25 protein-coding genes and 1 riboswitch are annotated in these 24,132 nt (G+C 58.3%); of the genes, 13 read left to right on the forward strand and 12 right to left on the reverse strand.

Going from position 1 to position 24,132, the window contains the following annotated elements; translation table 11 throughout:
• Positions 1–99 precede the first annotated feature (99 nt).
• The 10 genes from cobU (at position 100) to bluB (ending at position 10,346) form a co-directional block, all read left to right on the forward strand.
• On the forward strand, positions 100–618 hold the full coding sequence (gene cobU / locus MIH19_RS01335) for a bifunctional adenosylcobinamide kinase/adenosylcobinamide-phosphate guanylyltransferase (protein ID WP_249007200.1): 519 nt from the start codon (positions 100–102) through the stop codon (positions 616–618).
• Entirely contained in the window at positions 618–1,580 is a 963-nt protein-coding gene (gene cbiB / locus MIH19_RS01340; RefSeq protein ID WP_249007201.1) for an adenosylcobinamide-phosphate synthase CbiB, read from the forward strand. Before cobU ends, cbiB begins: the two co-directional genes overlap by 1 nt.
• Positions 1,580–2,599, forward strand: a complete 1,020-nt coding sequence (gene cobD / locus MIH19_RS01345) for a threonine-phosphate decarboxylase CobD (protein ID WP_249007202.1) — start codon at positions 1,580–1,582, stop codon at positions 2,597–2,599. Before cbiB ends, cobD begins: the two co-directional genes overlap by 1 nt.
• A gap of 28 nt (positions 2,600–2,627) precedes the next feature.
• Positions 2,628–2,838, forward strand: a riboswitch (cobalamin riboswitch).
• A gap of 160 nt (positions 2,839–2,998) precedes the next feature.
• Positions 2,999–4,819, forward strand: a complete 1,821-nt coding sequence (locus tag MIH19_RS01350) for a TonB-dependent receptor (protein WP_249007203.1) — start codon at positions 2,999–3,001, stop codon at positions 4,817–4,819.
• A 104-nt stretch (positions 4,820–4,923) separates the two neighbouring features.
• Complete coding sequence (locus MIH19_RS01355; RefSeq protein ID WP_249007204.1) at positions 4,924–5,745, forward strand: cobalamin-binding protein; 822 nt, start codon at positions 4,924–4,926, stop codon at positions 5,743–5,745.
• 30 nt (positions 5,746–5,775) lie between these two features.
• Positions 5,776–6,735, forward strand: a complete 960-nt coding sequence (locus MIH19_RS01360) for an iron ABC transporter permease (RefSeq protein ID WP_249007205.1) — start codon at positions 5,776–5,778, stop codon at positions 6,733–6,735.
• On the forward strand, positions 6,735–7,502 hold the full coding sequence (locus tag MIH19_RS01365) for an ABC transporter ATP-binding protein (RefSeq protein WP_249007206.1): 768 nt from the start codon (positions 6,735–6,737) through the stop codon (positions 7,500–7,502). Before MIH19_RS01360 ends, MIH19_RS01365 begins: the two co-directional genes overlap by 1 nt.
• A gap of 25 nt (positions 7,503–7,527) precedes the next feature.
• Entirely contained in the window at positions 7,528–8,139 is a 612-nt protein-coding gene (cobO, locus tag MIH19_RS01370; RefSeq protein ID WP_249007207.1) for a cob(I)yrinic acid a,c-diamide adenosyltransferase, read from the forward strand.
• Between the two features lie 3 nt (positions 8,140–8,142).
• Positions 8,143–9,651, forward strand: coding sequence for a cobyric acid synthase (locus tag MIH19_RS01375; RefSeq protein WP_249007208.1), 1,509 nt, complete (start codon positions 8,143–8,145; stop codon positions 9,649–9,651).
• The gene (bluB, locus tag MIH19_RS01380) at positions 9,648–10,346 is read left to right on the forward strand and encodes a 5,6-dimethylbenzimidazole synthase (RefSeq protein ID WP_249007209.1); all 699 of its coding nucleotides are present in this window, start codon (positions 9,648–9,650) and stop codon (positions 10,344–10,346) included. The genes MIH19_RS01375 and bluB overlap by 4 nt, the downstream gene beginning before the upstream one ends.
• Positions 10,347–10,417: 71 nt before the next feature.
• Here bluB and MIH19_RS01385 read toward each other — a convergent pair whose 3' ends face one another.
• Together MIH19_RS01385 and MIH19_RS01390 are read right to left on the reverse strand one after the other, a co-directional pair.
• On the reverse strand, positions 10,418–11,833 hold the full coding sequence (locus MIH19_RS01385) for an ATP-binding protein (protein WP_249007210.1): 1,416 nt from the start codon (positions 11,831–11,833) through the stop codon (positions 10,418–10,420).
• Positions 11,824–12,510 carry a response regulator transcription factor gene (locus tag MIH19_RS01390; protein WP_249007211.1) on the reverse strand — a complete coding sequence of 229 codons (687 nt, stop codon included), beginning with the start codon at positions 12,508–12,510 and terminating at the stop codon, positions 11,824–11,826. The genes MIH19_RS01385 and MIH19_RS01390 overlap by 10 nt, the downstream gene beginning before the upstream one ends.
• A 151-nt stretch (positions 12,511–12,661) precedes the next feature.
• On the opposite strand from MIH19_RS01390, the gene MIH19_RS01395 reads away from it, so the two are divergent.
• Genes MIH19_RS01395 through MIH19_RS01405 form a run of 3 tightly spaced genes read left to right on the forward strand, consistent with a single transcriptional unit; the run spans position 12,662 to position 16,302 of the window.
• Positions 12,662–13,381: a thermostable hemolysin gene (locus MIH19_RS01395; RefSeq protein WP_249007212.1), complete on the forward strand. Its 720-nt coding sequence runs from the start codon at positions 12,662–12,664 to the stop codon at positions 13,379–13,381.
• On the forward strand, positions 13,365–15,533 hold the full coding sequence (locus MIH19_RS01400) for an AMP-binding protein (RefSeq protein ID WP_249007213.1): 2,169 nt from the start codon (positions 13,365–13,367) through the stop codon (positions 15,531–15,533). The genes MIH19_RS01395 and MIH19_RS01400 overlap by 17 nt, the downstream gene beginning before the upstream one ends.
• The gene (locus tag MIH19_RS01405; RefSeq protein ID WP_249007214.1) at positions 15,520–16,302 is read left to right on the forward strand and encodes an SDR family oxidoreductase; all 783 of its coding nucleotides are present in this window, start codon (positions 15,520–15,522) and stop codon (positions 16,300–16,302) included. The genes MIH19_RS01400 and MIH19_RS01405 overlap by 14 nt, the downstream gene beginning before the upstream one ends.
• Here MIH19_RS01405 and MIH19_RS01410 read toward each other — a convergent pair.
• From MIH19_RS01410 to arcC, 10 genes are read right to left on the reverse strand one after another with little or no spacing between them, the layout of a single operon-like run.
• Positions 16,297–17,205 (reverse strand): FoF1 ATP synthase subunit gamma, encoded by a 909-nt coding sequence (locus MIH19_RS01410; protein WP_249007215.1) that lies wholly within the window; start codon positions 17,203–17,205, stop codon positions 16,297–16,299. The two genes, MIH19_RS01405 and MIH19_RS01410, sit on opposite strands and share 6 nt — an antisense overlap.
• The gene (locus MIH19_RS01415; RefSeq protein ID WP_249007216.1) at positions 17,189–18,829 is read right to left on the reverse strand and encodes a F0F1 ATP synthase subunit alpha; all 1,641 of its coding nucleotides are present in this window, start codon (positions 18,827–18,829) and stop codon (positions 17,189–17,191) included. The genes MIH19_RS01410 and MIH19_RS01415 overlap by 17 nt, the downstream gene beginning before the upstream one ends.
• Before the next feature lie 6 nt (positions 18,830–18,835).
• A complete protein-coding gene (locus MIH19_RS01420) occupies positions 18,836–19,606 on the reverse strand; it encodes a F0F1 ATP synthase subunit delta (protein WP_249007217.1) in 771 nt (256 codons plus the stop codon).
• 38 nt (positions 19,607–19,644) lie between these two features.
• Complete coding sequence (locus MIH19_RS01425) at positions 19,645–19,932, reverse strand: F0F1 ATP synthase subunit C (protein ID WP_249007218.1); 288 nt, start codon at positions 19,930–19,932, stop codon at positions 19,645–19,647.
• Positions 19,929–20,693 (reverse strand): F0F1 ATP synthase subunit A, encoded by a 765-nt coding sequence (locus tag MIH19_RS01430; protein ID WP_249007219.1) that lies wholly within the window; start codon positions 20,691–20,693, stop codon positions 19,929–19,931. Before MIH19_RS01430 ends, MIH19_RS01425 begins: the two co-directional genes overlap by 4 nt.
• Positions 20,693–21,004, reverse strand: a complete 312-nt coding sequence (locus MIH19_RS01435; protein WP_249007220.1) for an ATP synthase subunit I — start codon at positions 21,002–21,004, stop codon at positions 20,693–20,695. Before MIH19_RS01435 ends, MIH19_RS01430 begins: the two co-directional genes overlap by 1 nt.
• Positions 20,994–21,332 (reverse strand): AtpZ/AtpI family protein, encoded by a 339-nt coding sequence (locus MIH19_RS01440; protein ID WP_249007221.1) that lies wholly within the window; start codon positions 21,330–21,332, stop codon positions 20,994–20,996. Before MIH19_RS01440 ends, MIH19_RS01435 begins: the two co-directional genes overlap by 11 nt.
• On the reverse strand, positions 21,329–21,739 hold the full coding sequence (locus MIH19_RS01445; protein ID WP_249007222.1) for an ATPase: 411 nt from the start codon (positions 21,737–21,739) through the stop codon (positions 21,329–21,331). Before MIH19_RS01445 ends, MIH19_RS01440 begins: the two co-directional genes overlap by 4 nt.
• Positions 21,736–23,175, reverse strand: a complete 1,440-nt coding sequence (gene atpD, locus MIH19_RS01450) for a F0F1 ATP synthase subunit beta (RefSeq protein ID WP_249007223.1) — start codon at positions 23,173–23,175, stop codon at positions 21,736–21,738. Before atpD ends, MIH19_RS01445 begins: the two co-directional genes overlap by 4 nt.
• A 37-nt stretch (positions 23,176–23,212) precedes the next feature.
• The gene (gene arcC / locus MIH19_RS01455; RefSeq protein WP_249007224.1) at positions 23,213–24,118 is read right to left on the reverse strand and encodes a carbamate kinase; all 906 of its coding nucleotides are present in this window, start codon (positions 24,116–24,118) and stop codon (positions 23,213–23,215) included.
• Positions 24,119–24,132: the final 14 nt, after the last annotated feature.

The raw sequence follows: 24,132 nt of genomic DNA on the forward strand, positions 1-24,132 counted from the left end.
CGCTGGATGATACTCTGAGTAGTCCAGATCCGGTAGAGTTCAAGGCCCGCCAGCTTGCCGGCTACCACTTACTTTTCCACCCTGAGGACTGAAACCAACATGCACACCCTTGTTATTGGTGGCATTCGCTCCGGTAAAACCGCATTGGCGGAACGCCTTGCCCGCAACACCGACGGCGAGGTGGTGTACCTCGCCACCGCAACCGCCGGCGACGATGAAATGCGCAGGCGTATTGACCGCCATCAGCGCCAAAGGCCTGCTAACTGGGGCTTAAGTGAAGAGCCCTTGGCCCTGGCCTCAGTGCTTGCCCTCCATGCCCGCGCAGGCCAAAAAGCGCCGTGCATTCTGGTGGATTGCATGAGCCTGTGGGTGAGTAATCTGCTGCACGCCGGCGAGACCGTTTTTGCGTGGGAGCGGGAAGAGTTTTTAACACAGCTGGTCCAGTACCCGGGTAAGCTGATTATTGTCAGCAACGAAGTGGGGCTGGGCATTATTGGCATGGACCCACTCACCCGACGCTTTGGCGACGAACTGGGCTGGTTGAATCAGGCCTTGGCCGAACACTGCGACACGGTGATGATGAGCGTCGCCGGTTTGCCGATGACCTTAAAATCGTAATGGCTCCTGTTTTCACTCCCTTTCTTGCGCCTTTTTTGGTTTGCCTGCTTGGCCTCATCCTTGATCAATTGTTGGGTGAACCCCGCCGACTGCACCCACTGGCAGGCTTTGGTAATCTGGCCAGCGTTTTGGAACGTCTGCTTAACAGCGCGCCACGAAATGCCTGGCGTAGCCTTATTCTGGGTGCTTTAGCCCTGTGTGCGCTTGTGCTGCCTCTGCTGTTTTTGGCGATCTGGTTGTCTGCTGTGCTCACGGGCTTTTGGTTGCTGCTGGCCCAGGCTGCTGCATTGTACTTCGCGCTTTCCCTCCGGGGCTTGGCAGAGCATGGTCTGGCCGTGGCCCAGCCGCTGCAAAGAGGCGAACTGGATGCGGCAAGGGGACAGGTCAGCCGCATTGTCAGCCGCCAGGCCAGCGCGCTGGATGAGCAAGGCGTGGCGGCCGCGGCCACCGAATCCATGCTGGAAAATGGCGCCGATGCTGTGTTTGCCAGCCTGTTCTGGTTTTTGGTGGGCGGTATACCTGGCGTTATTGTGCATCGTGCTGTGAATACGTTGGACGCCATGTGGGGTTATCGCAACCCGCAGTTTCTATACTTTGGCCGTGCCGCTGCCCGGCTGGACGACGTAATGGGCTGGGTGCCTGCGCGGCTTACGGCATTAACCTACACGCTGTTAGGCAATCGCAAGCTGGCCTGGTACTGCTGGCGCCGGCAGGCGCCCCAATGGGACAGCCCCAATGCTGGCCCGGTGATGGCGGCCGGCGCGGGTGCTTTAAATGTGCAACTCGGTGGCCCGTCGCCCTATGCGCAAGGTGTAAAACAGCGCCCGTATCTTGGCGGCACCAGCCCGGCCAGTGCCAACAGTATCCAGGCGGCTATTGCACTGGTACGCCACGGCACCTGGCTTTGGTTGGCTGTTATATTCGCCATAACCGGCCTTGTTGTCGCGGTGGCGGGGTCGTGATGCTACAGCACGGCGGGCGGCTGAATAACGCGGTAAAGCGCTGGGGCATTCCGCGCGAACAGTGGCTGGATTTATCGACCGGCATCAACCCGTTGGGGTGGCCGGTGCCGGAGTTGCCGGCAGATGTGTGGCAGCGCCTGCCAGAAGACGACGACGGCCTGGAAGAGATTATTCGTCATTGGTCAGGCGCACCCTTGGCTGCTGGTTGTGTGCCGGTTGCCGGCAGCCAAGCGGCCATTATGGCACTGCCCAAATTACGCAAACCCTGCCGTGTAGGTGTTCCGGTACCCGGCTATCAAGAACATGGGCACCACTGGCGTTCTGCTGGTCACAAAATGGTTCCAATAGGACGTGAACAGGTCAAGGGCGGCGCCTCGGGTTGTGACGATCGCTGGCTGGATCAGCTTGACGTGCTGGTGTGGATCAACCCTAACAACCCCACGGGTGCCGTCATTTCTCCCTCTACGCTGTTGCGCTGGCATAAGCGTTTGCAAAAACGCGGTGGCTGGCTGGTGGTGGACGAAGCGTTTATGGACCCCACGCCCGCTTTTAGCCTGGCCTGCCAGAGCGGCCGGCCGGGCTTGGTTGTTCTGCGCTCGCTGGGGAAGTTCTTTGGTTTGGCCGGGATACGCGCCGGCTTCGTGCTTGCCGATAAGAATCTTGTGGACAGGCTGACGGAAAAGCTGGGGCCATGGGCGGTGAATGGTCCTGCGCGCTATGTGATGGCAAAGGCGCTGTTGGATTTAAACTGGCAGCAAAATACCTGTGTCCGCTTGCAGAGTAGCGCTCAAAGGCTAAGAGAAATAGTGCATTCAGCCGGACTGAACCCGATGGGCGGAAGCGCTTTGTTCCATACTGTTCGCACCGATGCCCCAACCGCACTGGCGGACTGCCTCGCCGCGCAAGGCGTGCTGGTAAGAGTATTCGAACAGCCCGGTATGGTGCGCTTCGGCTTGGCGTCAGACGAGAGTCAATGGCGCCGTCTGGAAAAGGCGTTGGCGAGCGCCTCCCGTGATTAATCATTGACCAGAGATTAACGCGTTGTTAGCCTTGCCGTCGTTTTCAGGTGTTGTTTTGGCGTTATCATCATCGCCACAACAGTGAAACGGGAAGCCGGTTAAAGTCCGGCACTGCCCCCGCAACGGTAAGTGAGTGAACGGCTAAGAAAGGTGCCACTGTGCAAACGCATGGGAAGGCTTGTGCCGTTCAGCAATACAGCTCACAAGTCCGGAGACCGGCCTGTCAACACACCGAACGCTGCGGAGGGCAGTTGCGGTGGGTAAACACCGACCCTGTTTCACGGCATTTCCCCACCTTTTGTAAGGCGCCCGCTTCACTTGCGGCCTGCTTTTGCGCCTCTTTGCAGCACCAAAAAACTAACCATGCGGGTGCGCGTGGTGTGTCTACGAGTGCGTTTCATGAAAGCTTTCCGGTTTGTTGCCAGCAGTCTGTTGGTGCCTTTTGCATTAAGTCCTCTTTCTATTGCGGTTGCCCAAGAATCTACCGGCGCGACTCTGGATCCGATTGTGGTTACTGCTACGCTGGGCCCTAAAACTGTGGGTGAGAGCTTGGCGTCGGTGACTGTTATCAGCGAAGAAGAGATTCGCTCGAAAGCGCCTGCTGATTTTTCTGACCTTTTACGCGGCCAGCCGGGGATCAACGTGGTTGGTAACGGCTCCTTTGGCAAATCAACCAGCGTTTTTACCCGCGGTGTACAGAATGCCGGTACCGTTCTTCTGATTGACGGCGTAAAGCTGCACTCTGCAACGGGCGGCGGTGCCTCCTGGCAGTACGTTCCGACAGATCTTATTCAACGCGTGGAAGTTGTACGTGGCCCGCGTAGCTCGCTTTACGGCGCAGACGCTATGGGCGGTGTGGTTCAGGCTTTCTCGTTGGACCCGGAACAGGGTCAGCGGGGCTGGGTTGAGGCTGGTGCAGGTAACTTTGATACCCAAAAAACCAGTGCAGGTGCTTCTGGTTCGATTGGCAACACGCGTTTCAGCTTGAGCGGCTTGCATAAAGAGAGTGACGGCACGGCCATTATCGAGAACGGTGAAGATAAGGGGTTTCGCAATACCGCCGGCCTTGGCCGGGTTGTGCACACGCTCGATAACGGCGGTGAAGCCAGCATCATGTTGTTGCAGTCTGAGGGCAACACCGAGTACGAAGGTGGCAATATTGATTACCTGATCCGCACTGTCGGTTTTGGGTTGATGACGCCACTGACTGACAGTTGGCGAATGGGTATTCAGTTTGCCGAATCACGGGATGAAACTGAGTCGTTCACAGACTTTGGCGACAGCATTTATAACACGCGATTGCGCCAGGCTAGATGGGAAAATACCCTCTCGTTCAATGTCCATGAGCTGGTTGTGGGTGCAGAGCTGCAGCAGGATGAGGTCAGCGGTTCCCAGAATTATTCAGAAACCAGTAGAACCAATACGGCGGTATTCAGCCAGTTGCGCCTGAACTTTGGCCCGGTTGATGCTCAACTCAGTCTTCGCGGCGATGACAACGAAGCCTACGGCACCAACGAAACGGGTGGCTTGGCATTGGGTTACAGTTTTGACCAATCACACCGTGTCCGCGCGAGTTACGGTACGGCGTTCAGAGCGCCTACGTTCAATGACCTCTACTGGCCATTATCGTTTAACTACCAGGGCAATCCTGACCTGGAACCCGAGAAATCAGACAGCTATGAACTGGGCGTTAGCGGAAACTACCAGGTATGGTTTTGGGACCTGGCTGTTTATCAAATGGATATTGATAACCTGATTAGCTCTGGGCAGATTGGCACCGTTGATACTCGTGTTAACGTCGACGAGGCACGAATTCGCGGAGCGGAGTTAGGTGGCGGCTACGAACACGACGGCTGGCGGGCAGCGGTTGCACTAACCTTCATGGACCCTGAAGACCGTAACACCAAAAACCAGTTGGCACGCCGCGCGAAGCAAACGGCTCGATTTGATCTGGATAAAACCATCAATAACTTTGAGTTTGGTGGATCGGTGATTGTCGAAGGAGATCGCTATGACGACGGAGCTAACACTGAACGTTTGGCGGGCTTTGGGACACTGGATATCCGCGCAGGTTGGAGCTTTGCTTCAAACTGGAGCACCCGCCTGACTTTGGTTAACGCGCTTGATAAAGAGTACTCAACAGCAGAGCGTTTTGACGGTGTGAAGTACATCTCTGCAGGCCGCACAGCCATGCTGTCCGTTCGCTATGATATTCAGTAAGTCATAAAGACTGGAGTAAAAACGTGGTTTCTCACTGGTTGAATTTCAGGTTTGCTTTTGGGTTTCTAGTAGCAATCTTGGCGTATCCGACATCAGCCGGTGAGATGCAACGTTGCGCTGTGGATGACACCGGAAAAGAGCTTTGTTTATCAGCCCCCGCCCAGCGCGTCATCACTTTGTCGCCTGGCGCCACAGAGCTGATGTTCGCGGCCGGCGCCGGTGACAAAGTAATGGCCGTAGTCAATTACAGCGACTATCCCCCGGCGGCCCTTGAACGCCCTCTGATTGGCAGCCACACCCGTGTCGACATGGAAGCTTTATTGGCCTTTGATCCTGATCTGGTGGTTACCTGGGTAACAGGTAACCCGCCAGCACAGGTCGAGCTGCTTGATGAGTTGGGCGTGCCCACTTTTGCTATAGAACCCCGCACCTTTGCGGGGGTTTCTAACGTTATTGAACGGCTTTCCACCCTAGCCGGTACCGAGCTGGAAGGTTATGCCGAAGCTGAGCGCTTCCGCGTTGGGGTTGCCGCTTTAACGCAGCAGTATGCCGGCGTTAAACCCATACCGGTGTTTTACCAGGTGTGGGAGAAACCTTTAATGACCGTGAACAACAAGCACCTGATTGGCAAAGTGCTGAAGTTGTGTGGCGGTGTGAATGTGTTTGGCGATATGCAGCGGCTGATTCCCAGAATCAGTGCGGAAGTTGTGTTGCAGGCAGACCCCGATGCCATTCTTACCGGCAGCGTTGATGGCGTCAGCGACGACCAGTTGGATGAATGGAAGAAATATGCGGGGCTGACCGCGGTGGAAAAAAACAATCTGCTTTTCGTGCCGGCTTCGCCTATTTCCCGGCCTACGCCGAGGTTGCTTGATGCCATACAAACAGTCTGTGAAAAACTGGAAAACGCCCGTGAACGATTATAGACAAGGCCCTAACGCCCGGGTTCTGAACCGATGACCCGCGCTTTGGTCAGCTTAGGCCTGTTGGCTCTGGCATCCATGGCTTTTGCGCTGGCGCTGGGAAGCGTGACGGTTTCGCCTGCGGATGTGTGGCAGGTTATTAAGGGCGAAGGCAGTACGCTGCACCGAACCCTGTTGCTGGATTTGCGGTTGCCGCGCACGCTTGCGGCGTTTGGCACCGGCGGGTTGTTGGCAGTGGCAGGCGCCCTGATGCAAGTGTTGCTGCGCAACCCGTTGGCAGATCCTTACGTGCTTGGGCTTTCAGGCGGCGCAGCCGTTGGCGCATTACTGGCCATGCTGATGGGAATGGGCACGTTGATAATATCGGGCTCGGCCTTTGCCGGCGCCATGCTGGCAACCGTGCTGGTGTTTGGCCTTGCCCACGGCACCGGCAGCTGGACACCGTCCCGCCTGTTGCTGACTGGCGTTGTAGTAGCGGCCGGCTGGGGTGCGGTGATTACCTTGATGCTGGCCATTACCCCTTCCTACAAACTGCCCGGCATGCTGTATTGGCTGATGGGCGATGTGTCCTACGCCCGCTCGCCCTGGCCGGCAGTTGCAGTGCTGGCGGTGTCGGTGGTGGTGATTATGCCCCTGGCCCGTAACCTGAATGTGCTGGCGCGGGGGCCCATGCAAGCCGCGGCGCTGGGTGTGTCGGTGCGACCTTTGGAATGGACAATTTACGTTCTGGCCAGCCTGCTGACAGCAACGGCGGTCACCACCGCAGGCAGCATCGGATTTGTGGGTTTGATTGTGCCCCACATGCTGCGACTGATTCTGGGCAACGATCAGCGCATTATCCTTCCTGCCAGCGCACTGGCTGGCGGTACCTTGCTGGTATTGGCAGATACTCTTGCCCGCACTATGATTGCGCCCGAACAGCTGCCCGTTGGGGTGATTACTGCTTTGCTGGGCGTGCCTACGTTCCTGTACCTGCTGCACCGGAGCCGCTGATGAGCACGCTGAGCACCCGTGATCTGATTATCAACGTACCTGGTCGGCCTGACGGCTTCCCTTTGAGCATGAGCATAGAGCCCGGTCAGATATGGGGCGTGCTGGGCCCCAACGGCGCTGGTAAAACCACGTTATTGCACACATTGGCCGGATTACTGCCCGCCCGCAGTGGCCAGGTGCAGCTGAACAGCAGGTCGCTTACCGCACTGAAACGTCGCGACATTGCCCGGCAACTGGGCATGGTGTTTCAGGAGCGCCAGGACAGCTTTCCGGCGACCGTGCTGGAAACCGCTTTGATTGGCCGGCACCCCTGGTTATCGCCCTGGGACAGTGAGCAGGGTGAAGATCTGCGTCGTGCGGAGCAGGCTTTAACCACACTGGACGTGGACCATCTGTCAGATCGCCTGCTCAATACCCTGTCGGGTGGCGAGCGCCAGCGCGTGGCTATTGCCACCCTGATGACCCAGAACCCCGATGTTCTGCTGTTGGACGAACCCACAAACCACCTGGATTTGCACCACCAGGTGAAGGTGATGAATCTGCTGCGTGATCAGGCGGGTGCTGGCAAAGCCGTGTTCATGTGCCTGCACGATCTGAATCTGGCGGCACGCTGGTGCACTCACGCACTTTTGCTCTATACCAACGGCGATGCCTGCTGGGGGCCTGTGAAAAACATGCTGGTACCGGATGCGCTGGAGCGACTTTACGATCAGCGGCTGATAACCCTGCAGGCTGACGGTTTGACGGTCTTCGTACCGGCGCCATAAATTAATTCTGATGTGAGACACTACTATGAAAGATCGCGCTAAAGACCCCGAACGCCACGCCCGCCGTATGGCGGCCAAGCAGAAAATGATGCACGAACGCATTGCCCTCGCCCAGAAAGAGCAAGGCGTCTTGCTGGTGCTGACCGGCCCGGGTAAAGGCAAAAGCAGCTCCGGCTTTGGCATGGTTGCCCGCGCCCTGGGCCACGGCATGAAAGTGGGTGTGGTGCAGTTTATCAAAGGTGCCTTCAGCACCGGCGAAGAAGCCTTTTTCCGCAATCTGCCGGGTGTCGATTACCACGTGATGGGACAGGGCTACACCTGGGAAACCCAAAACCGGGAACAGGATGTGGCCTCTGCTACGGCTGCGTGGGAGATTGTCGCGGCCATGCTGAAAGACGACAGCTACGACATGATTCTGCTGGACGAACTGAACATTGCGCTGAAGTACGAATACATCGATCTGGACCGGGTACTGGACGACCTGCAAGGCCGGCCCGAGATGCAGCACGTAGTGGTCACCGGCCGCAACGCGCCCCAAGAATTGATTGACCTGGCCGACACCGTGACTGAAATGGGCGTGGTGAAGCACGCGTTCAAAGATCAGGGCATCAAAGCCCAAAAAGGCGTTGAGCTTTAGACCATGCCTACACTGATGATTCAGGGCACGACTTCTGACGCCGGCAAGACCACCGTGGTGGCGGCTTTGTGCCGCTGGCTGGCGCGCCAGGGTGTGTCGGTGGCGCCGTTCAAGCCGCAGAATATGGCCCTGAACAGCGCGGTGACCATAGACGGCGGCGAAATTGGCCGATCGACGGCACTGCAAGCGCTGGCGTGTGGCCTTGAACCCCACAGCGATATGAATCCGGTATTGCTAAAGCCACAAAGCGACTGCGGCGCCCAAGTAATTCTGCGCGGCCAGGTGCACGGCAATATGGACGCGCTGGATTATCACGCTTACAAAGCCGAGGCCATGGTGGCGGTGATGGACGCCTGGCGTGCGCTTAGCCAACGCTATGATGTGATCATCGCCGAAGGCGCCGGCAGCCCCGCTGAAATCAACCTGCGCGCCAATGACATCGCCAATATGGGCTTTGCCGAAGCGGCAGATTGCCCGGTGCTGTTGGTGGGCGATATTGACCGTGGCGGTGTGTTTGCCCAGCTGGTAGGCACTCTGGAGTTGATTTCCGCCAGCGAACAAAACCGCACAAAAGGTTTTATCATCAATCGCTTTCGCGGCGATATCGCTCTGCTGGAGCCAGGCTTGGACTGGCTGACTGAGCGCACTGGAAAACCGGTCATTGGCGTACTGCCGTATCTTCAAGGCCTGATTGTAGATTCCGAAGACAGCATTGGCACCAGCGGCTCAAGCGAAGCCGGCGCCCTGAATGTGATTGTGCCGGTGCTGCCGCGCATCAGTAACCACAACGATTTTGACCCGCTACGCCTGCATCCCGGCGTAAACCTGCAGTTTATTGGCCCGGACCAACCCATTCCAGCGGCCGACCTGATTATTCTGCCCGGCAGCAAAAGCACCCGCACCGATATGGCCTTTCTTCACGCTCAGGGCTGGACGCAGGCTATCCAAAAACACCTGCGCTATGGCGGTAAGGTGTTTGGCATTTGCGGTGGCTTTCAAATGCTGGGTGAGCGCGTGGACGATCCGGAAGGGCTGGAAGGCAGCAGCGGTACAACCGAATGCCTGGGTCTGTTGAATATGACGACCACCATGGTGGCCGGCAAGCAGCTCAAAAACGTCTGCGGCACGATATCCCTGCCAGCGCAGAATTCCGGCCAACCCGATGCCAGTTTTAGCGGCTATGAAATGCACAACGGTGTGAGCGAAGGCGCGGCTCTGGCGCGCCCATTAGGCCGGATGAACGGCAAAAACGAAGGAGCTATCAGTGCTGACGGTCAGATAGCGGGCACCTATGTACACGGAATTTTTGATGAGCCTGGGGGTTGTGATGCCGTGCTGCAATGGGCCGGGCTGGATCACTCAGACGCTGCGGTAGACTATCAGCAACATCGCCTGGCTCAGCTTGACCGGCTGGCGGATCAGGTGGAGCAACATCTTGATACCCACTGGCTGCGCGACTTGCTGGGGCTGAAGGCAGCGGCGACCACGCCTGGCCCGACGGGGCAGCCATGAGTGATCCCAACCGGCCTTTCACGGACGAAGAACGCGCCGGGCTGTATCGCGCTATTTTCGAGCGCCGTGACGTGCGCTCCCAGTTTTTGCCAGACCCCATCCCCCGGCCCGTATTGGCCCGGCTGTTGAAAGCCGCGCACCATGCACCGTCGGTGGGGTTTATGCAGCCCTGGGATTTTATCCTGATCGACAGTCTGGACGTGCGCGAGCAGGTGCTGGCCAGCTACCACGAAGAAAACGCCAAAGCCGCGAACAACTACAGCGGCGATCAGCAGGAAACCTACCGCAGCCTGAAACTGCAGGGCATTGTCGAAAGCCCCTTAAATCTCTGCATTACCTGCGATCGCAGCCGTGGTGGCACCCATGTGCTGGGGCGCAGTTCCATTGTGGAGATGGACTTGTTCAGCACTTGCCTGGCGGTACAGAACTTATGGCTGGCGGCGCGGGCGGAAGGCATAGGCGTAGGCTGGGTGAGCATTGTCGATCAAACCACACTGGCATGCATTCTGAACCTGCCGGATAACGTGTATCCGCTGGCCTATTTGTGCCTTGGCTACGTCAGCGAGTTTCTGGACCAGCCCGAGCTTCAGGCCAAAGGCTGGCGTTCGCGCCTGCCCCTGGCCGAGTTGATGCACGGCAATCGCTGGGGGCAGCCGGTGGACGATGAAACGCTCTTGAATGCGTTGAAATCTTAAAACCCGGTTTCCATTAACGTTCACCGTTGCAGCTCTCCATTGCCGCTCTCCATTGCCGTTCTGCACTGCTGCTATTTTGTACTATTGCAAAGCGCCGTGCGCGCCGGCAGCCAAAGGCTGACACAGAGCCCGGTCTGGCCGTCGGGTCGCGTGTTCAGGGTCAGTTGGCCGCCGTGGAGTTCCGCAATTCGCCGCGCAATAGCCAATCCCAGCCCCGCGCCGCCACCCATCCTTTGGTCAAGCCTCACGAAACGGCTAAGCGCCCGTTCCCGGTCCGCAGTCGCAATGCCGGGGCCCTGATCGCAAACAGTAACGTGATAGCCGTCTGCGGAGGGCACCAAGCGGGTTTCCACCACCGTGTGTTGTGGGCTGTATTGGATCGCGTTGGCCAGCAGGGATCGCATCAGGGTGTTGATTAGGGCGTTGTGGCAACACACCAGGGCTTCGCCGGCATCGTCCTGTAATACCGGCTCAATGTTCTTTTTCAGTGCCAGCGGTGCCACATCGGCAATACTCTGCTCGAGTATCTCAGACAGATTATGGTATTGCGGCGAAAAATCGGCGCCCGAGTCGACCCGATTCAGCAACAGCATTTGCTCTACCAGATGTGTCATGCGGTCAACGGACTGGATCAGGGTGTTGAACTGCTGTGGATTGCTATCACAGGCTTTTTCAAGGTTCAGTCGCAAGGCGGCCAGCGGTGTTCGCAATTCATGGGCGGCATCGGCTGAAAAACGCCGTTCCCGTTCCAGAGCCTGGTTCAGCCGCTTGAGCATACTGTTCACGGCCTGCACCAGCCCTGCAACTTCTTTTGGTGCCTGCCGGTCATCAAGGGGATGGATGCGTTCCGGTGCCATATTGCGTATGGGGCGCTCCAGCCTTAGTAGGGGGCGAAGCCCGATTCGAATGGCAGCGCTTGCAGCCAGCAGCAGTAACGGCAAGGCGAGGAGTAAGGGCAGAACGTTACCCAGGGCCAGTTCCTGGCTCAGTTCCTCGCGAATTTCCTCGCGCTGGGCGGTGCGGATCCAAAAGCCCGTGGTCGCGTCTTTAAGTGTGAACACCCGCCAACGATAGCCCTCGGATTCGGCCCATGAATAGCCCGGAGCCAAGCCTTCAGCGTCATCGGCGTTGAGCGTACTCAACAGGGGTATGCGGTCGGGCGTCCAGACTTCAAAGGCCAGTTTCTTCTCGTATTTGTGCCCTGCACCACCGGGCAGAATTTCGTCACCGCCTGCTTCCGGGTCAATGTCTTCAGCAATAGACAGTGTCAGCGTTTCGCGCAGGGTTTGCGGTAACTGCTCCATTGACTGGGTGTCTGCCAAGTGGCGAACCAGCCCTTGCACAATGCGCGTACTCTGCGCCAATTCGGCGTCGAACAGCTCTTCCAGCTCATGATTGCTTTCAACGTAACTCCAGGCAGCGGCGATCAGGGCGATTAAAAGCACGGTGGAGGTAACAAGCAGCGTGAGGGTGCGAGTCAGAGACATTCTGGCACTCCGGAGGCTGCCTGGCTATCCAGTAAATACCCGACGCCGCGGATCGTTCTGATGGTGGCTTTGCCTACCCGACGACGCAGATGGTGAATGTGCACTTCCAGGGCATTACTCTCTGCGCCCGGTTCCCAGCCATAGAGCTGCTCTTCCAGGCGCCTGCGGGTGGCAACCTGATCAGGGTGACGCATCATGTACTGAAGAATCTGAAACTCGCTGCGCGGCAGGGTTGCGGTGTCTGTGCCGGTGGTTAGCTGTGCTGAAGCCGGGTCCAGTGTTAGCTGGCCCACAATCAGTTGGTCCCGGTTTGTGGCTGATCTGCGGCGGGTAACGGCCCGAATTCGGGCCTTGAGCTCGGCCATGGCAAAGGGTTTGGTCAGGTAATCGTCTGCGCCTGCATCCAGGCCCTGCAGTTTTTCCTCAAGTTCAGCCCTGGCGGTCAGAATGATAATGGGCAGTTGATTGCCCTTTTTTCGGGTATGTCGAACGATATCGAGGCCGTCTACCCTGGGCAGGGTCAAATCCAGTATGGCGAGGTCAAAATGCTCATCCACCAGTGCATTCAGCGCCTGCTGGCCATCGTCCAGCCAGTCTACGGTGTGCTGGTCTGCCCTCAGCATGTCCAGCATGGTGCTGCCCAAAAGGTGGTCGTCTTCTACCAGTAATATGCGCATCAAGCGGGACCCGTGTTGGGAAAAATCGTCAAAACCTTAAGGCCGGTTTAAGAATTCTGGCGCCAGAGCTTAAGGCTGGGTTAAGGCTTGCTGTCTAATCTGATGGCTCATGATGTCGGGCGCCCCGCCCAGGAGCTGTTGGAGAATGCATATGAGCGACCCGCTTACAATGTCCATACACTGTCCACCGGATTCGCCGGAGCTGGTTCCGGCCCTTCGTTGTGCCGGGCGCTGGTTGAGCGAGATTACACCCGATACCGCTCTGGCGGCTACGGTTGCACAATTTATTCGGCGGCGGTTTTTGCAGGCCTATGGCGCCGAACCTTCGTTGCGGATACCGTTATTGCTGGCACTGACCTCGGCTCAGGGCACGCTTTTGGCTGCGGTGGGCGTTCGTAGTGCTGCCCGGGAACGCCTGTTTCTTGAAGACTACCTGACTGTTCCGGTCGAATCGGTAATGCCGTCGGCGGGAATTGCGCGCAGCAAAATTGCAGAGATTGCACACTTGGCTGGGGTAGAAGCCGGTGTCAGCAGACACTTGTTTGCCTCATTGACAGTGTGGCTGCAGGGCGCGGGTTATGACTGGGTGGTGTGTACCGGCACCGATCAGCTGCGCAACAGTTTTCACCGAATGGGTATTGCCACCCAGGTGCTGGCTAATGCGAACCCGGCGAGTTTGCCCGATGGTGGCGCTGGCTGGGGGCGCTATTACGACCATCAACCCGTGGTGATGGCGATCAAAGTGGCCGATAGCCTCGGCGCTTTGCAGCAGGTGGGGCTGCTACGGCGGATTCAGCCGGCGTCATTCGACATCGGTTCAGACGGTTCTGACAGTTTACAGCAGGAGGATGCTTATGGCCGCCTTGCCTGAACTGCTCAAACGTCAGGCACTGGCGCACCCGTCACGTATTGCCTTACGTGGGCCGGAAGCGGAGTTCAGCTATCAGCAGATGATGCAGGCGGCAGAAGCGATGGCCGAACAGCTGAGCGTACGGGGCATAAAGCGTGCCGGTGTGTGCGGCGACAACACCATTGGCTGGGTACTGGCCGACCTTGCCTGTTTGTTGGCCGGCGTGGTTTGTGTGCCGGTGCCGGTGTTTTTCTCCGAATCCCAAGTTGCCCACCTTATTGAACATGCGGGCCTGGACAGCTTGCTGTGCAGCGAAGAAGCAGACGGCAGCGAGCCTCTGGGCCAGGGTGTCTGGCTGCGCCCGCTGCCGGTTGTTGCAGCACCGCCGATACCTAAAGGCACAGCGAAAATCACCTTCACCTCCGGCAGTACCGGTACCCCTAAAGGTGTGTGCCTGTCGGTGGCGCAGATGACAGCAACGACTTTGGCCCTGAAAGAACGGCTGGCGGGCGTCGAATTACAAACGCATTTATGCATTTTGCCGCTTGCGACCCTTCTGGAGAATATTGCCGGCGTTTACCTGCCGTTGCTTATGGGAGCTACGGTCATGGTGGAGCCGTTGGCGCAGTTGGGCATGACCGGCAGCAGCGGCTTGAACCTGGGCAAGCTGGTTGCGGGAATCAATCAACATCAACCTCAATCGCTGATTTCGGTGCCGGAGCTGGCGATGGCACTGGTCAGTGCCGCCGAGCAGGGGCAGCTGAACAGCCGCTCATTGCGTTTTATGGCCGTTGGTGGTGGCCGGGTATCTGCCGAGTTGCTGGCCCGTGGCCGCGCTGCTGGCCTGCCATTGTACGAAGGTTATGGCTTGTCGGAGTGCAGCTCTGTGGTGGCGTTGAACGTGCCGGCTGCCGAGTGTGAGGGTAGCGTGGGTAAACCCCTGTCTCATGTCGATATCAAGGTGGATTCTGACGGTCACATTCTGGTTCGCGGTAACACCCATTTGGGCTATCTAGGCGACGAGCCGGGGCAGGGCGAATGGCTGGATACCGGTGACCTGGGCGCGCTCAGCCCGAATGGTTTTCTGACGGTTAATGGCCGTTCGAAGAATCTGCTGATCACCAGCTTTGGCCGCAATATTAGCCCGGAGTGGCTGGAAAGTGAGCTTATTCAGAGCCTGGGCATTCGCCAGGCCGTGGTGTTCGGCGACGGTGAGCCGCAGCCAATGGCACTGATAACGGTGACAGACGGGCGCTCGCCAGGCGACCTCGCCAGCGCATTGCGTCAACTCAATCAACGCTTACCGGATTATGCCCGCCTGGCTACGGTGTATATCCGCCGCCAGCCGCTGAGCCAGTCCGAAGGGTACATCACCGCAAATGGCCGCCCGGTGCGGTTGACCATTCAGGCCCATCTGCCGACCCTGTTGGCAAAAGCCTTTCCTTTATCTATGTCGACATCGTTAGCCAACCCATCAGGAGAATTCCACATGGCATTTTTTGACAGATTGCAGCAAGAAACAGCACAAGCACGGGCCCATGTTAGCGGCGCGCCGGTTGTGAAAGCGATTGGCGAAGGCTGTTTCAGCCTGGAGTCCTATACCTGGTTTCTGACCCAAGCCTTTCACCACGTTAAGCACACGGTGCCGTTAATGATGGCTTGTGGCGCAAAACTGCCCTCGCGGATGGAGTTCGTTCGCAAGGCGCTGGTTGAATACATTGACGAGGAGTACGGCCACGACGAGTGGATACTGAATGATCTGGACGCCTGCAACGCCGACAAGGAAGCGATTCGCACGGGCAAGCCGGATGTGTCCATAGAGCTTATGGTGGCGTACCTGTACGACCAGATTAACCGGGGCAATCCGGCGGCGTTCTTTGGCATGGTTCAAGTGCTTGAAGGCACCTCCATAGAGCTGGCCACGCCGCTGGCCGAGCAGATTCAGAAAATCCTTGGGCTTCCGAATCAGGCGTTCAGTTATCTGTACTCCCATGGCGCTCTCGATCAGGAGCACTTCGAGTTTTTCCGCAACCTGATGGACGGCATTACCGACCCGACCGACCAGCAGGCCATTATTGATTCTGCCCGCGTGGTATACCGGCTCTACGGCGATATGTTGCACAGCATTCCGCTGCCGGTCACGCGTAAGGAGCAGCAGCATGAAGTTGCATGATCGGGTTTTTCTCCTGTTGGGAGGCACCGGGGGTATTGGCAAGGCATTGGTAGAGCCGCTGGTTCGGGCAGGCAGCCGTGTCATCGTAGCCTCGCGCCACCCGGAACGTATCGGTCATTTAGAAGGCGTGTCGCCGGTGTATCTGGACCTGGCAGCTGTTGATCTGGACCAACAGCTGGCGCGCCTGACGGAGGCCTACCCGGAGATCGACGGCGTGATTCATTGCGCCGGTCAGAATCGCTTTGCCGAACTGGCGAGGATGTCGGTTGAAGAGCTCGATGCCCAACTTAACGTGAACCTGCGCTCGGCCATGCTGGTGGCCAGGCACTTTGCCCCCAGATTCGAGAAGGCGGGCAGCGGCGCGCTGGTGTTTGTGGGGTCGACCTTTGGCAGCATAGGCTTCCCCGGCTATACCGCCTATTGCGCCACCAAGTTTGGCCTGCGGGGGTTTACCGAGGCTCTGCGCCGGGAGTTAGCGGATACCGCTGTGCAGGTGGTGTACGTGGCGCCCAGGGCCACCGCCACCGACATGAATGCGGAAGCGGTGAACGAGTTGAATCGTGCGCTTGGCAACCGCGTTGACACGCCCCAGGCGGTGGCAACAGCCATTCTGAAAGCTATGGAAAACGGTGATCGCCGCCGATTTCTCGGCTGGCCCGAAAAATTGTTTGTGGTGATTAACGGGATACTGCCGCGCATTGTTGATAAAGCGATGCTTAAGCAGCTGCCGGTGATTCGGCGTTTTCTTAATGCAAAGGTTGCGTCATGAAGTAATGGGTGGTTGGTTGCGTTTTTTTGGCTTTTTTTTCAGTGCTTCAAACCCAATAATCACATCCATCAGTTCGTTGGTAATTTCGGTCTGGCGCACAGAGCGCAAATCTCCCGTTACAACGTCAATACGCTCATCCACCGACTGCTCGGCCTGCTGCATCAGCGCCAGGCGCGCAGCGTTTTCAGTCACCATGGCTTCGGCCGAGGCGCGAAATACGCTGGCAAAGATGTGGCTGCGAATCAGCGACGACAACAGCGCGTCGGCGGCCATGGTGTAATCTGGCAGCGCCCGGGAGTTCCAGCGCTTGGTGCTTTGTAACAGTGCTGGCTCCAGTGGCAGCAGGCGCCGGGTGACGGGTTCGCGGGTGCCGTGATCACCGCGCTGGGTGAACGCCAGGGTCACGCCGACGCCTAACAGGGACTGGCCACGGCTGAGAGCGTCAATGCGGGTGACAATATCGCCGGCCAAGCGGCCAATGCCGTCGGCGGAGGCGGGCGGTAGTAACGTAGCCTCCGGTTTCAAGTCCTGATCGGTGAGGGCATCCTGCATTTGCGCACCAATGCACAGCAGGCGCGGCTTGCCGGCGCTTTGGGCGTTTTGGTGCTGTTTCACCAACTGCGCCAAGCTTTCGTTGTAGTTGCCGCACAGGCCGTGGTCTGTGCCAAACACCACGATCAGCTGTTCGGCGCTGGCGTCCTGTTTCAGGCTGAGCCCACCGGTACGGTACGCAAACGCCGCAAAGCCCTGCAAAATAGTCTGGTGGTAGGCCTCTATGGAACGCGCTGCGCGCTCGTAGGGCGAGGCGTTAATGGCCGACAGGGTTTTCATGGTGTGCACAATGCCACGGATGCTGGTCAGCGTGTCGCTGTGGCGCTCCAGTGCTTCAAGAGATTGGGCCATTCCTTGCCTCCAAATCAGTCCCCAAATCAGTCTCAAAATCAGTTTCCAGGGCCGAACGAACCATAGCGATCACCCGCTCGCTGTCCTCTGGCCGTAACTCTTTGTCGTCCGCTATGCGTTGTTCAATCTCCTGCAACTGCTTCTTGGCCAGCGCGCGGATGCGCTGCATGGCGTCTACCAGTGGCTGCTCTTCCAGGCCGTCAAGTAAGCCTTCCATGGCCGCAATCAGCACCGCAAGTTGCTCAACCGCCGGCATCGGGTCGCGCTCGGCCTGGCGCAGGGAGTTGCGTACCGCCGCACCGCGCTTCAGGCGGGCGCGGGTCGCGTCATCCAGCCGCGTACCAAAGCGGGCAAAGTCTTCCAGTTCTTCAAATTGCGACAGAGTCACCCGCAGGTTGCCGGCGACCTTGCGCAGGGCCCGGCTCTGGGCCTTGCTACCCACGCGGGACACCGACAGCCCCTGATGCACCGCCGGGAATTGGTTTTTCTGCACCAGCTGTGGCGACAGGTAAATCTGGCCATCGGTGATGGAGATCAGGTTAGTGGGAATATACGCAGACAGATTCTCGGCCTGGGTTTCGACGACCGGAAGAGCGGTAATAGAGCCACCGCCCACCTCTTCGGTAAACTGGCCGGCCCGTTCAAGCAGGCGGGCGTGAACGTAGAAGATGTCGCCTGGAAATGCCTCACGCCCCGGTGGCCGGCGCAGCAATAACGACAATTCGCGATAGGAGCGTGCGTGGTGGGTCAGATCATCAAATATGATCAATACATCGCGGCCCTGATCGCAAAAATACTCCGCCATGGTCATGGCAGCATAGGGGGCGATGTAAGCCAGACCTGGTGTTTCCTCATCGCCTGCCGACATCACGATGCTGCGGGCCATCATGTCGCCTTTTTTTAGCGCGTCTATCACCCGTGACACGGCGTCGCCGCGCTGGCCAATGGCGCAATAGATACACATCACGTCGGACCGTATCTGATTGAGCATGGTGTCCACCGCGATGGAGGTCTTGCCGGTTTGGCGATCACCGATGATCAGTTCGCGCTGGCCCAGGCCCACCGGCACGGCGGCGTCTATGGCTTTGATGCCGGTCGCCAGCGGCTTGAAAATGGCCGAGCGGCTCAACACGCCGGGCGCTTCGGCCTCCACCGGGTGCTCGGCGACTGCCGCGATAGCCCCAAGGCCGTCGCGGGGAAGGCCGATGGCATTCACAACACGGCCCAACAGGGCGGGGCCAACGGGTACGCTGATCACCGTGCGGGTGCGCCGCACGTCTTCGCCAAGGCGGATGTGTTCCGATGGTCCAAGCAGAATAACGCCCAGCCGGCCGGGCTCAAGGTCCAGCACAATGCCGCGTACGCCGGACGCAAATATCAGCAACTCATCCGCCAGGGCGCGAGCCAGACCGGTCACTACGGCTACGCCATCACCCACTTCGATAACGCGACCCACCTCGGTCAGCACGGGTGCGGGTGTTGGTGTGGCCAGCAGGTCTTGCTGCCAGCGCTGGAACTGCTGTTCGAAATCCTGGCTCTGGCTCTGAGGCTGCGCGCTGGCAGGGTTTTGCGCCTGGCTGTTGTTAACGTTGTTGACGTCGCTGCTGCTGTCTCTATCGCTCATAGGGAATCATTCAGCCTCAGCTTTTGCCCGGCCTGAAGCGCCGGTGGTCAGACGCTCGTTTAGCAGGGCACCAAATTCGTCGGTATAACTGTCAACCGTCCACGCGACTTGGGCACCGCCTATTCGCAGAATCAGTCCGGGAGCCTGATCCGCATCGGTCTCGAAGCTCAGCGCCATGGCTGGCAGCAGTTTTTCGAGATCGGTTTTTAGCTGTGATTGTGCGGCCTCTGGCAAGGGCTCGCGGGTGGTTGCGATGGCTTGGGTGCTGCCCGCTGCCGCTTTTTTCAATTCGTCTACTAACGGTTCCAGGCGTTTGCCAACATGGCGCACTATGGCCTGTTCCAGAGTTTCATCGGCCAGGTCACGAAGGGCCTTGCGGGTGAGTTCCAACAGGGTCTCCTGTCCGGCCCGCTGTAGCCTGGCGGTGAATCTTTCGCGTTCCCGTTCCAGGTGTTTATGCCAGTCTTGTTGTTCCTGCTCCAGCCGGGCGCGGGCTTCTGCCAAAAGGCTGTCGCGCTGGCCTTCAGTATCGCGCAGCGCTTTCTGAATCATGGCGTCCTGGTCAGACTGCAGCTGTTTTTTCTGCTGCTGGAAGTCGGCTTGTGCGGCTTGTGCTTTTTGCTGAGCTTCACCGGCGGCGGCCATGCTTTTGGTGATTTCAGCTTCGCGCGCGTCAATACCGTCCAGAATAGGGCGGTACAAGAAGCGTTTCAGCAGCCACACCAGCACCAGAAAGTTGGCGAGTTGTGCCAAAACGGTAATCCAGTCAATGGACATAGTGGTTAACCTGTTGGGTGAATCAGCCAAATGGCAGGCTAGCTGGCGGTTACCGTCGCTGCCTGTACCGCAGCATCCCAAAACGGGTTGGCGAAGATAAGAATCATCGCCACCACAAAACAGTAAATGGCGGTGGATTCAATCATCGCCAGGCTGACGAACAGGGTACGGGACAGAGTAGGCGCAGCGTCTGGCTGCTGGGCAATGGCGGCAATAGCGGCCGCGGCCGCGCGCCCTTCAGCCAGGGACGGCCCTATGCAGCCAATCGCTATGGTGAAACCGGCGGTAAAAATAGAGATTGCCGCGATAATGGCAAGATCGGTCATGATTGTTCCTCGTTGTGGGACGGCGGCTGTGTTTGTTTGGGTAAGACTTTTTGCTCTTTATTCAAAGCTAATGGCTCTTTATTTAAAGCTGATGGCTCTTTTTCCGCGGTAGCAGAAGAAATATAGACGGTGGCCAGAATGGCGAAGATGTAGGCCTGGATCATGCCGGTGAGAAGGCCCAGCATGTCCATCAGCACCGGGAAGAAAAACGGTGCGACGGTCAGTAGAATGGCGGCAATAACGGCCCCGCTCATCACGTTTCCGTAAAGGCGGATAGCCAGCGAGATACCACGGGAAAATTCGCTGATGATATTGAACGGTAGCATGATGACCGAAGGTTCAATAAAGGTTCGCAGGTAGCTTTTTACGCCGCCGCTGGCAATGCTGAATACCGGAACGGCGACCAGCACCGACAGTGCCAGGGCCATGGTGGTCGACAACGACGAGGTGGGCGGCGAAAAGCCGGGAATCACCAGCATCAGATTCGATAGCGCAATAAACAGAAATAGAGTGCCGGCGAAGTACATCACGTGGCGGGCTGAATTCTGAGTGACTTCCTCAATCTGGCCCTGAATCAGTTTTACGATCACTTCCAGCGCAGTACGTAGGCGGTCGGGCGGCACGTCTGCGCGCAGGTTGCGAGTCACAAACCAGGAAATGCCCACCAGCAATACCATCACAATCCAGGTATTCACGATGGTCGCGTTCAAGCCCCAGCCACCGAGGGTGAGCACAATGGTGTTGTCCGGTGAAAACTGCATTACGCGCCCTCTTGTTCCGCTAAAGGTGTGGTTTCACGGTTTCTGGCCCAACGCAGCGCGACCATGCGCACTAACAAAAATGCCAGGGCGAAACCGGCCATGGGCCAGGCTGTGGCACTGCTGGTGGCAAGCCAGAAACCGACGCCCAGCAGCATGGCGATGCGCACGGTCGCGCTGAGCAATAACAGGGCTTCGGGCTGGCGCGAACGCAGAGCGCGTTTCATACCCCAGGCCAGCCCGACAAAAAATACGCTGCTGACGGCCACCCCTACGGCCAATCCCAGCAATACAGCTGACCAGTCAACCGTCATGTTTGTCTCCTTCGCTGGAGTCTGTGTGGTTATTATCGCCGCCGGCTTTTGGGGTTTCTTTGTCAATCCAGTTCCAGGCGATCATGGCGCCCACCACAATACCCCCCAAAATCAGCGCGATAGGCCAGGAAAAATTCTGCGGCGCTACCTTGTTCAGCCATAACCCCAGAAACGCCCCCGCAACGGCGGGTACCGCTACTGACCAGCCAATCATGCCAAAGGCACCGATGCCTCTTAATGGACTGGTTCCGGGCTGTTTGCGGGCGCGCTGAAGTCGTTCAGTGCTGCGGCGGATGTCGTCGGCAGAACGGTCTTTGCGGCTGCTCATAACGCGGGCTTCCGTAAGTCGCCAAAGCGTCGGACAATGTTGGCTTCCAACCGTGATAGCGCTGACCGGGCTACCCGCTCTTCTTCGTCTACCTCCACAAAGGCCGTTTGTATGGTGTCGTTCAGGGTGTCCAGACTGTCGCCCTGAACACCCCGGCGAATGGCGATGTCTACCTGATGGCCGGTTTTCACCAGCAGGCCCTCGTCGATACCAAAAAACAGCTCGTCACCGGTTTCGTCGGTCAGAATCAGCACAGACGGCACCAGTGCGGTGACAAAGTCGGTATGGTTGGGCAGCATGCCAAACGCACCGTTGACGGCGGTGGCAAATAGCCGTTGTGCGCGGCCTTCGAACAGAGTGCGGGTAGGCAGTCTCAAGGTAACCGTCATCACGTTGGCCAGGCTCATGACGAGGGCGCCAGATCTTTCAGCGAGCCGATCATATAATAGTCGCTTTCGTTATCGTTGAACTCGGTCTGGTTGAGGATGGTTTCGCAGTCGTTCAGTGTGTCTTTGATGGGCACGCGCCTGCCGTTGGCGCCGTCGGCCGAACCAATGGTGAAGAACGGCTGGGTCAGATAGCGTTCCAAACGTCGCGCCCGCGCCACAACGGCGCGATCGGCGGCTGACAGTTCTTCCATACCCAGCATGGAAATAATGTCCCGCAGGTCTTCATAATCGGCCAGGGTGCGCCGCACCGCGCGGGCGATGTCGTAGTGGCGCTGGCCGACAACCGCGGGCGTCAGCATCACAGAAGCCGAGGCAAGAGGATCGACCGCTGGGTACAAACCTTCGCTGGCGCGTTTGCGCGACAGCACCACCGAAGCAGACAGGTGCGAAAAAATATGCGCAGCAGCAGGGTCGGTGAAGTCATCCGCCGGCACGTATACCGCCTGAATAGAGGTGATGGAACCGTTGCGGGTGGAGGTTATGCGCTCCTCCAAGGTGGCCAGTTCGGTGGCCAGTGTGGGCTGGTAGCCCACCCGTGACGGCATGCGGCCCATCAAGCCGGATACTTCCGAGCCTGCTTGAACAAAGCGGAAAATGTTATCGATCAGCAGAAGAACGTCCTGCTTTTTATCGTCACGGAAATATTCGGCCATGGTGAGCGCTGTTTTGCCCACCAGAAAGCGCACGCCGGGAGCCTCATTCATTTGCCCGAACACCATCACGGTTTTGTCGCGCACTCCGGCGTCGCCCATTTCCCGGTAGAGTTCTTCGGCTTCACGGGAGCGTTCGCCAATACCGCAAAACAGGCTGACGCCCTCGTATTCCTGCACGGTGTTGTTAATCAGCTCGGTGATCAGCACGGTTTTGCCCACACCGGCGCCGCCAAACAAACCGGTTTTGCCGCCGCGCTCGATAGGCGACAGCAGGTCAATGGCCTTGATGCCGGTTTCCAGAATATCGCTGTGCACCACTCGGTCTTCCAGCGCCGGTGGTGGTTGGTGAATAGAACGGCGAATGTCGGTAGCAGGGGCGGGTTTGTTATCAATGGGCTCGCCGAAGACGTTCAGCATGCGGCCCAAAACAGCGTCTCCTACCGGAACCTGGATGGGTGCGCCGGTGGCACGCACAGAAACCCCCAGGCCCAGCCCGCGTACCGGTGCCAGCGCCATACAGCGCACGGCGCCGCTTTCCAGCAGTGACGTGACTTCCATCGCCAGATTACCGGCGTAAAGCAAATCGTGAATACGCGGAGAGTCCTGCGGAAAAAGAACGTCAACAACGCCACCGCGAATGCCGACGACCTCTCCATCAAGTTCGTGATTTGCGAGGTGCTCAGTAACAGAAGTAGGCTCCGGGCTACGCTGATCTGAGCCTGGAATAGCTTGATTCAACATGACGAAGCGCCTGAACAGTTAAGAGTTGTGAGTGGCATCACCCTGTGATGAGTGTTCCCGCGCGCGCCTCCAGAATGGCAAGCGCATCTTCTAACCGGCCAATGCCGCTGATGCCCCCGGTATCTGCAAAGTCGCAGGCCGCCGTTACCTTCGGTCCCATGGACCCGGCGGGAACGTCCAGCGTTCTTGCCTGGGCCGGTGTAACGGTGCGAACCGGAGCGGCGGTGGGTTTACCAAAGTCACGATAAACAGCATCCACGTCGGTCAGCAGCAGTAACGCATCGGCGCCCAACTCTCTTGCTAGCAGCGCACTGGCGGCATCTTTGTCGATGACCGCCTCAACACCGGTCATGCTGCCGTCGTTGCGGCGCAGCACAGGAATGCCGCCACCTCCGGTACAGATTATGACCACCTCTTGATCCAGCAGTAGTTTCAGTACGCGCATATCCGGAATTTCTTTTGGCGCAGGGGAAGGCACTACCCTGCGCCACTTGTCGCCATCGGCTGCGATATGCCAGCCGGCGGCCGCGGCGCGGGATTCCGCTTCTGCCTTATCGTACACCGGGCCAATAAATTTGGTCGGATTGGCAAAGGCAGGATCATTCGGATCGACAACAACCTGGGTCAGCAGGGTTGCCACCGGGCGATCATGGCCCAGAGCATTTTCCAGCTCTTGCTCAATCATATAGCCGATCATACCACCGGTCTCGGCACCCAGCACATCCAGCGGGTAGGCTTCTTCAGGCTTATAGGCGGCACCCTGCAACGCCAGCAAGCCCACTTGGGGGCCGTTACCATGGGTAATCACCAGTCGGTGCCCGGCGCGCACCAGTTCCGCCAGGGATGTCGCGGCTTTTCGGACATTGGTGCGCTGGGCTTCGGCGGTCAGTGGTTCGCCACGTTTCAACAGGGCGTTACCGCCCAGTGCTGCAACAATCAGCATAGTGTGTGTCCTTT

The sequence above is a fragment of the Marinobacter sp. M1C genome (assembly GCF_023314135.1).
Classification (GTDB): Bacteria; Pseudomonadota; Gammaproteobacteria; order Pseudomonadales; family Oleiphilaceae; genus Marinobacter.

Excerpts from the sequence above, each read along its gene's own strand:
- bluB (WP_249007209.1), top strand. The coding sequence starts at position 9,648 with ATGAGTGATCCCAACCGGCCTTTCACGGACGAAGAACGCGCCGGGCTG.
- MIH19_RS01410 (WP_249007215.1), bottom strand. The coding sequence starts at position 17,205 with ATGGCCCAATCTCTTGAAGCACTGGAGCGCCACAGCGACACGCTGACC.
- MIH19_RS01350 (WP_249007203.1), top strand. The coding sequence starts at position 2,999 with ATGAAAGCTTTCCGGTTTGTTGCCAGCAGTCTGTTGGTGCCTTTTGCA.
- MIH19_RS01385 (WP_249007210.1), bottom strand. The coding sequence starts at position 11,833 with ATGTCTCTGACTCGCACCCTCACGCTGCTTGTTACCTCCACCGTGCTT.
- cobD (WP_249007202.1), top strand. The coding sequence starts at position 1,580 with ATGCTACAGCACGGCGGGCGGCTGAATAACGCGGTAAAGCGCTGGGGC.
- MIH19_RS01395 (WP_249007212.1), top strand. The coding sequence starts at position 12,662 with ATGAGCGACCCGCTTACAATGTCCATACACTGTCCACCGGATTCGCCG.
- MIH19_RS01430 (WP_249007219.1), bottom strand. The coding sequence starts at position 20,693 with ATGCAGTTTTCACCGGACAACACCATTGTGCTCACCCTCGGTGGCTGG.
- cobO (WP_249007207.1), top strand. The coding sequence starts at position 7,528 with ATGAAAGATCGCGCTAAAGACCCCGAACGCCACGCCCGCCGTATGGCG.
- MIH19_RS01390 (WP_249007211.1), bottom strand. The coding sequence starts at position 12,510 with ATGCGCATATTACTGGTAGAAGACGACCACCTTTTGGGCAGCACCATG.
- MIH19_RS01355 (WP_249007204.1), top strand. The coding sequence starts at position 4,924 with ATGCAACGTTGCGCTGTGGATGACACCGGAAAAGAGCTTTGTTTATCA.
- MIH19_RS01375 (WP_249007208.1), top strand. The coding sequence starts at position 8,143 with ATGCCTACACTGATGATTCAGGGCACGACTTCTGACGCCGGCAAGACC.
- MIH19_RS01440 (WP_249007221.1), bottom strand. The coding sequence starts at position 21,332 with ATGAGCAGCCGCAAAGACCGTTCTGCCGACGACATCCGCCGCAGCACT.
- MIH19_RS01415 (WP_249007216.1), bottom strand. The coding sequence starts at position 18,829 with ATGAGCGATAGAGACAGCAGCAGCGACGTCAACAACGTTAACAACAGC.
- MIH19_RS01435 (WP_249007220.1), bottom strand. The coding sequence starts at position 21,004 with ATGACGGTTGACTGGTCAGCTGTATTGCTGGGATTGGCCGTAGGGGTG.
- MIH19_RS01365 (WP_249007206.1), top strand. The coding sequence starts at position 6,735 with ATGAGCACGCTGAGCACCCGTGATCTGATTATCAACGTACCTGGTCGG.
- MIH19_RS01445 (WP_249007222.1), bottom strand. The coding sequence starts at position 21,739 with ATGAGCCTGGCCAACGTGATGACGGTTACCTTGAGACTGCCTACCCGC.
- MIH19_RS01420 (WP_249007217.1), bottom strand. The coding sequence starts at position 19,606 with ATGTCCATTGACTGGATTACCGTTTTGGCACAACTCGCCAACTTTCTG.
- MIH19_RS01405 (WP_249007214.1), top strand. The coding sequence starts at position 15,520 with ATGAAGTTGCATGATCGGGTTTTTCTCCTGTTGGGAGGCACCGGGGGT.
- arcC (WP_249007224.1), bottom strand. The coding sequence starts at position 24,118 with ATGCTGATTGTTGCAGCACTGGGCGGTAACGCCCTGTTGAAACGTGGC.
- MIH19_RS01360 (WP_249007205.1), top strand. The coding sequence starts at position 5,776 with ATGACCCGCGCTTTGGTCAGCTTAGGCCTGTTGGCTCTGGCATCCATG.
- MIH19_RS01400 (WP_249007213.1), top strand. The coding sequence starts at position 13,365 with ATGGCCGCCTTGCCTGAACTGCTCAAACGTCAGGCACTGGCGCACCCG.
- atpD (WP_249007223.1), bottom strand. The coding sequence starts at position 23,175 with ATGTTGAATCAAGCTATTCCAGGCTCAGATCAGCGTAGCCCGGAGCCT.
- cobU (WP_249007200.1), top strand. The coding sequence starts at position 100 with ATGCACACCCTTGTTATTGGTGGCATTCGCTCCGGTAAAACCGCATTG.
- cbiB (WP_249007201.1), top strand. The coding sequence starts at position 618 with ATGGCTCCTGTTTTCACTCCCTTTCTTGCGCCTTTTTTGGTTTGCCTG.
- MIH19_RS01425 (WP_249007218.1), bottom strand. The coding sequence starts at position 19,932 with ATGACCGATCTTGCCATTATCGCGGCAATCTCTATTTTTACCGCCGGT.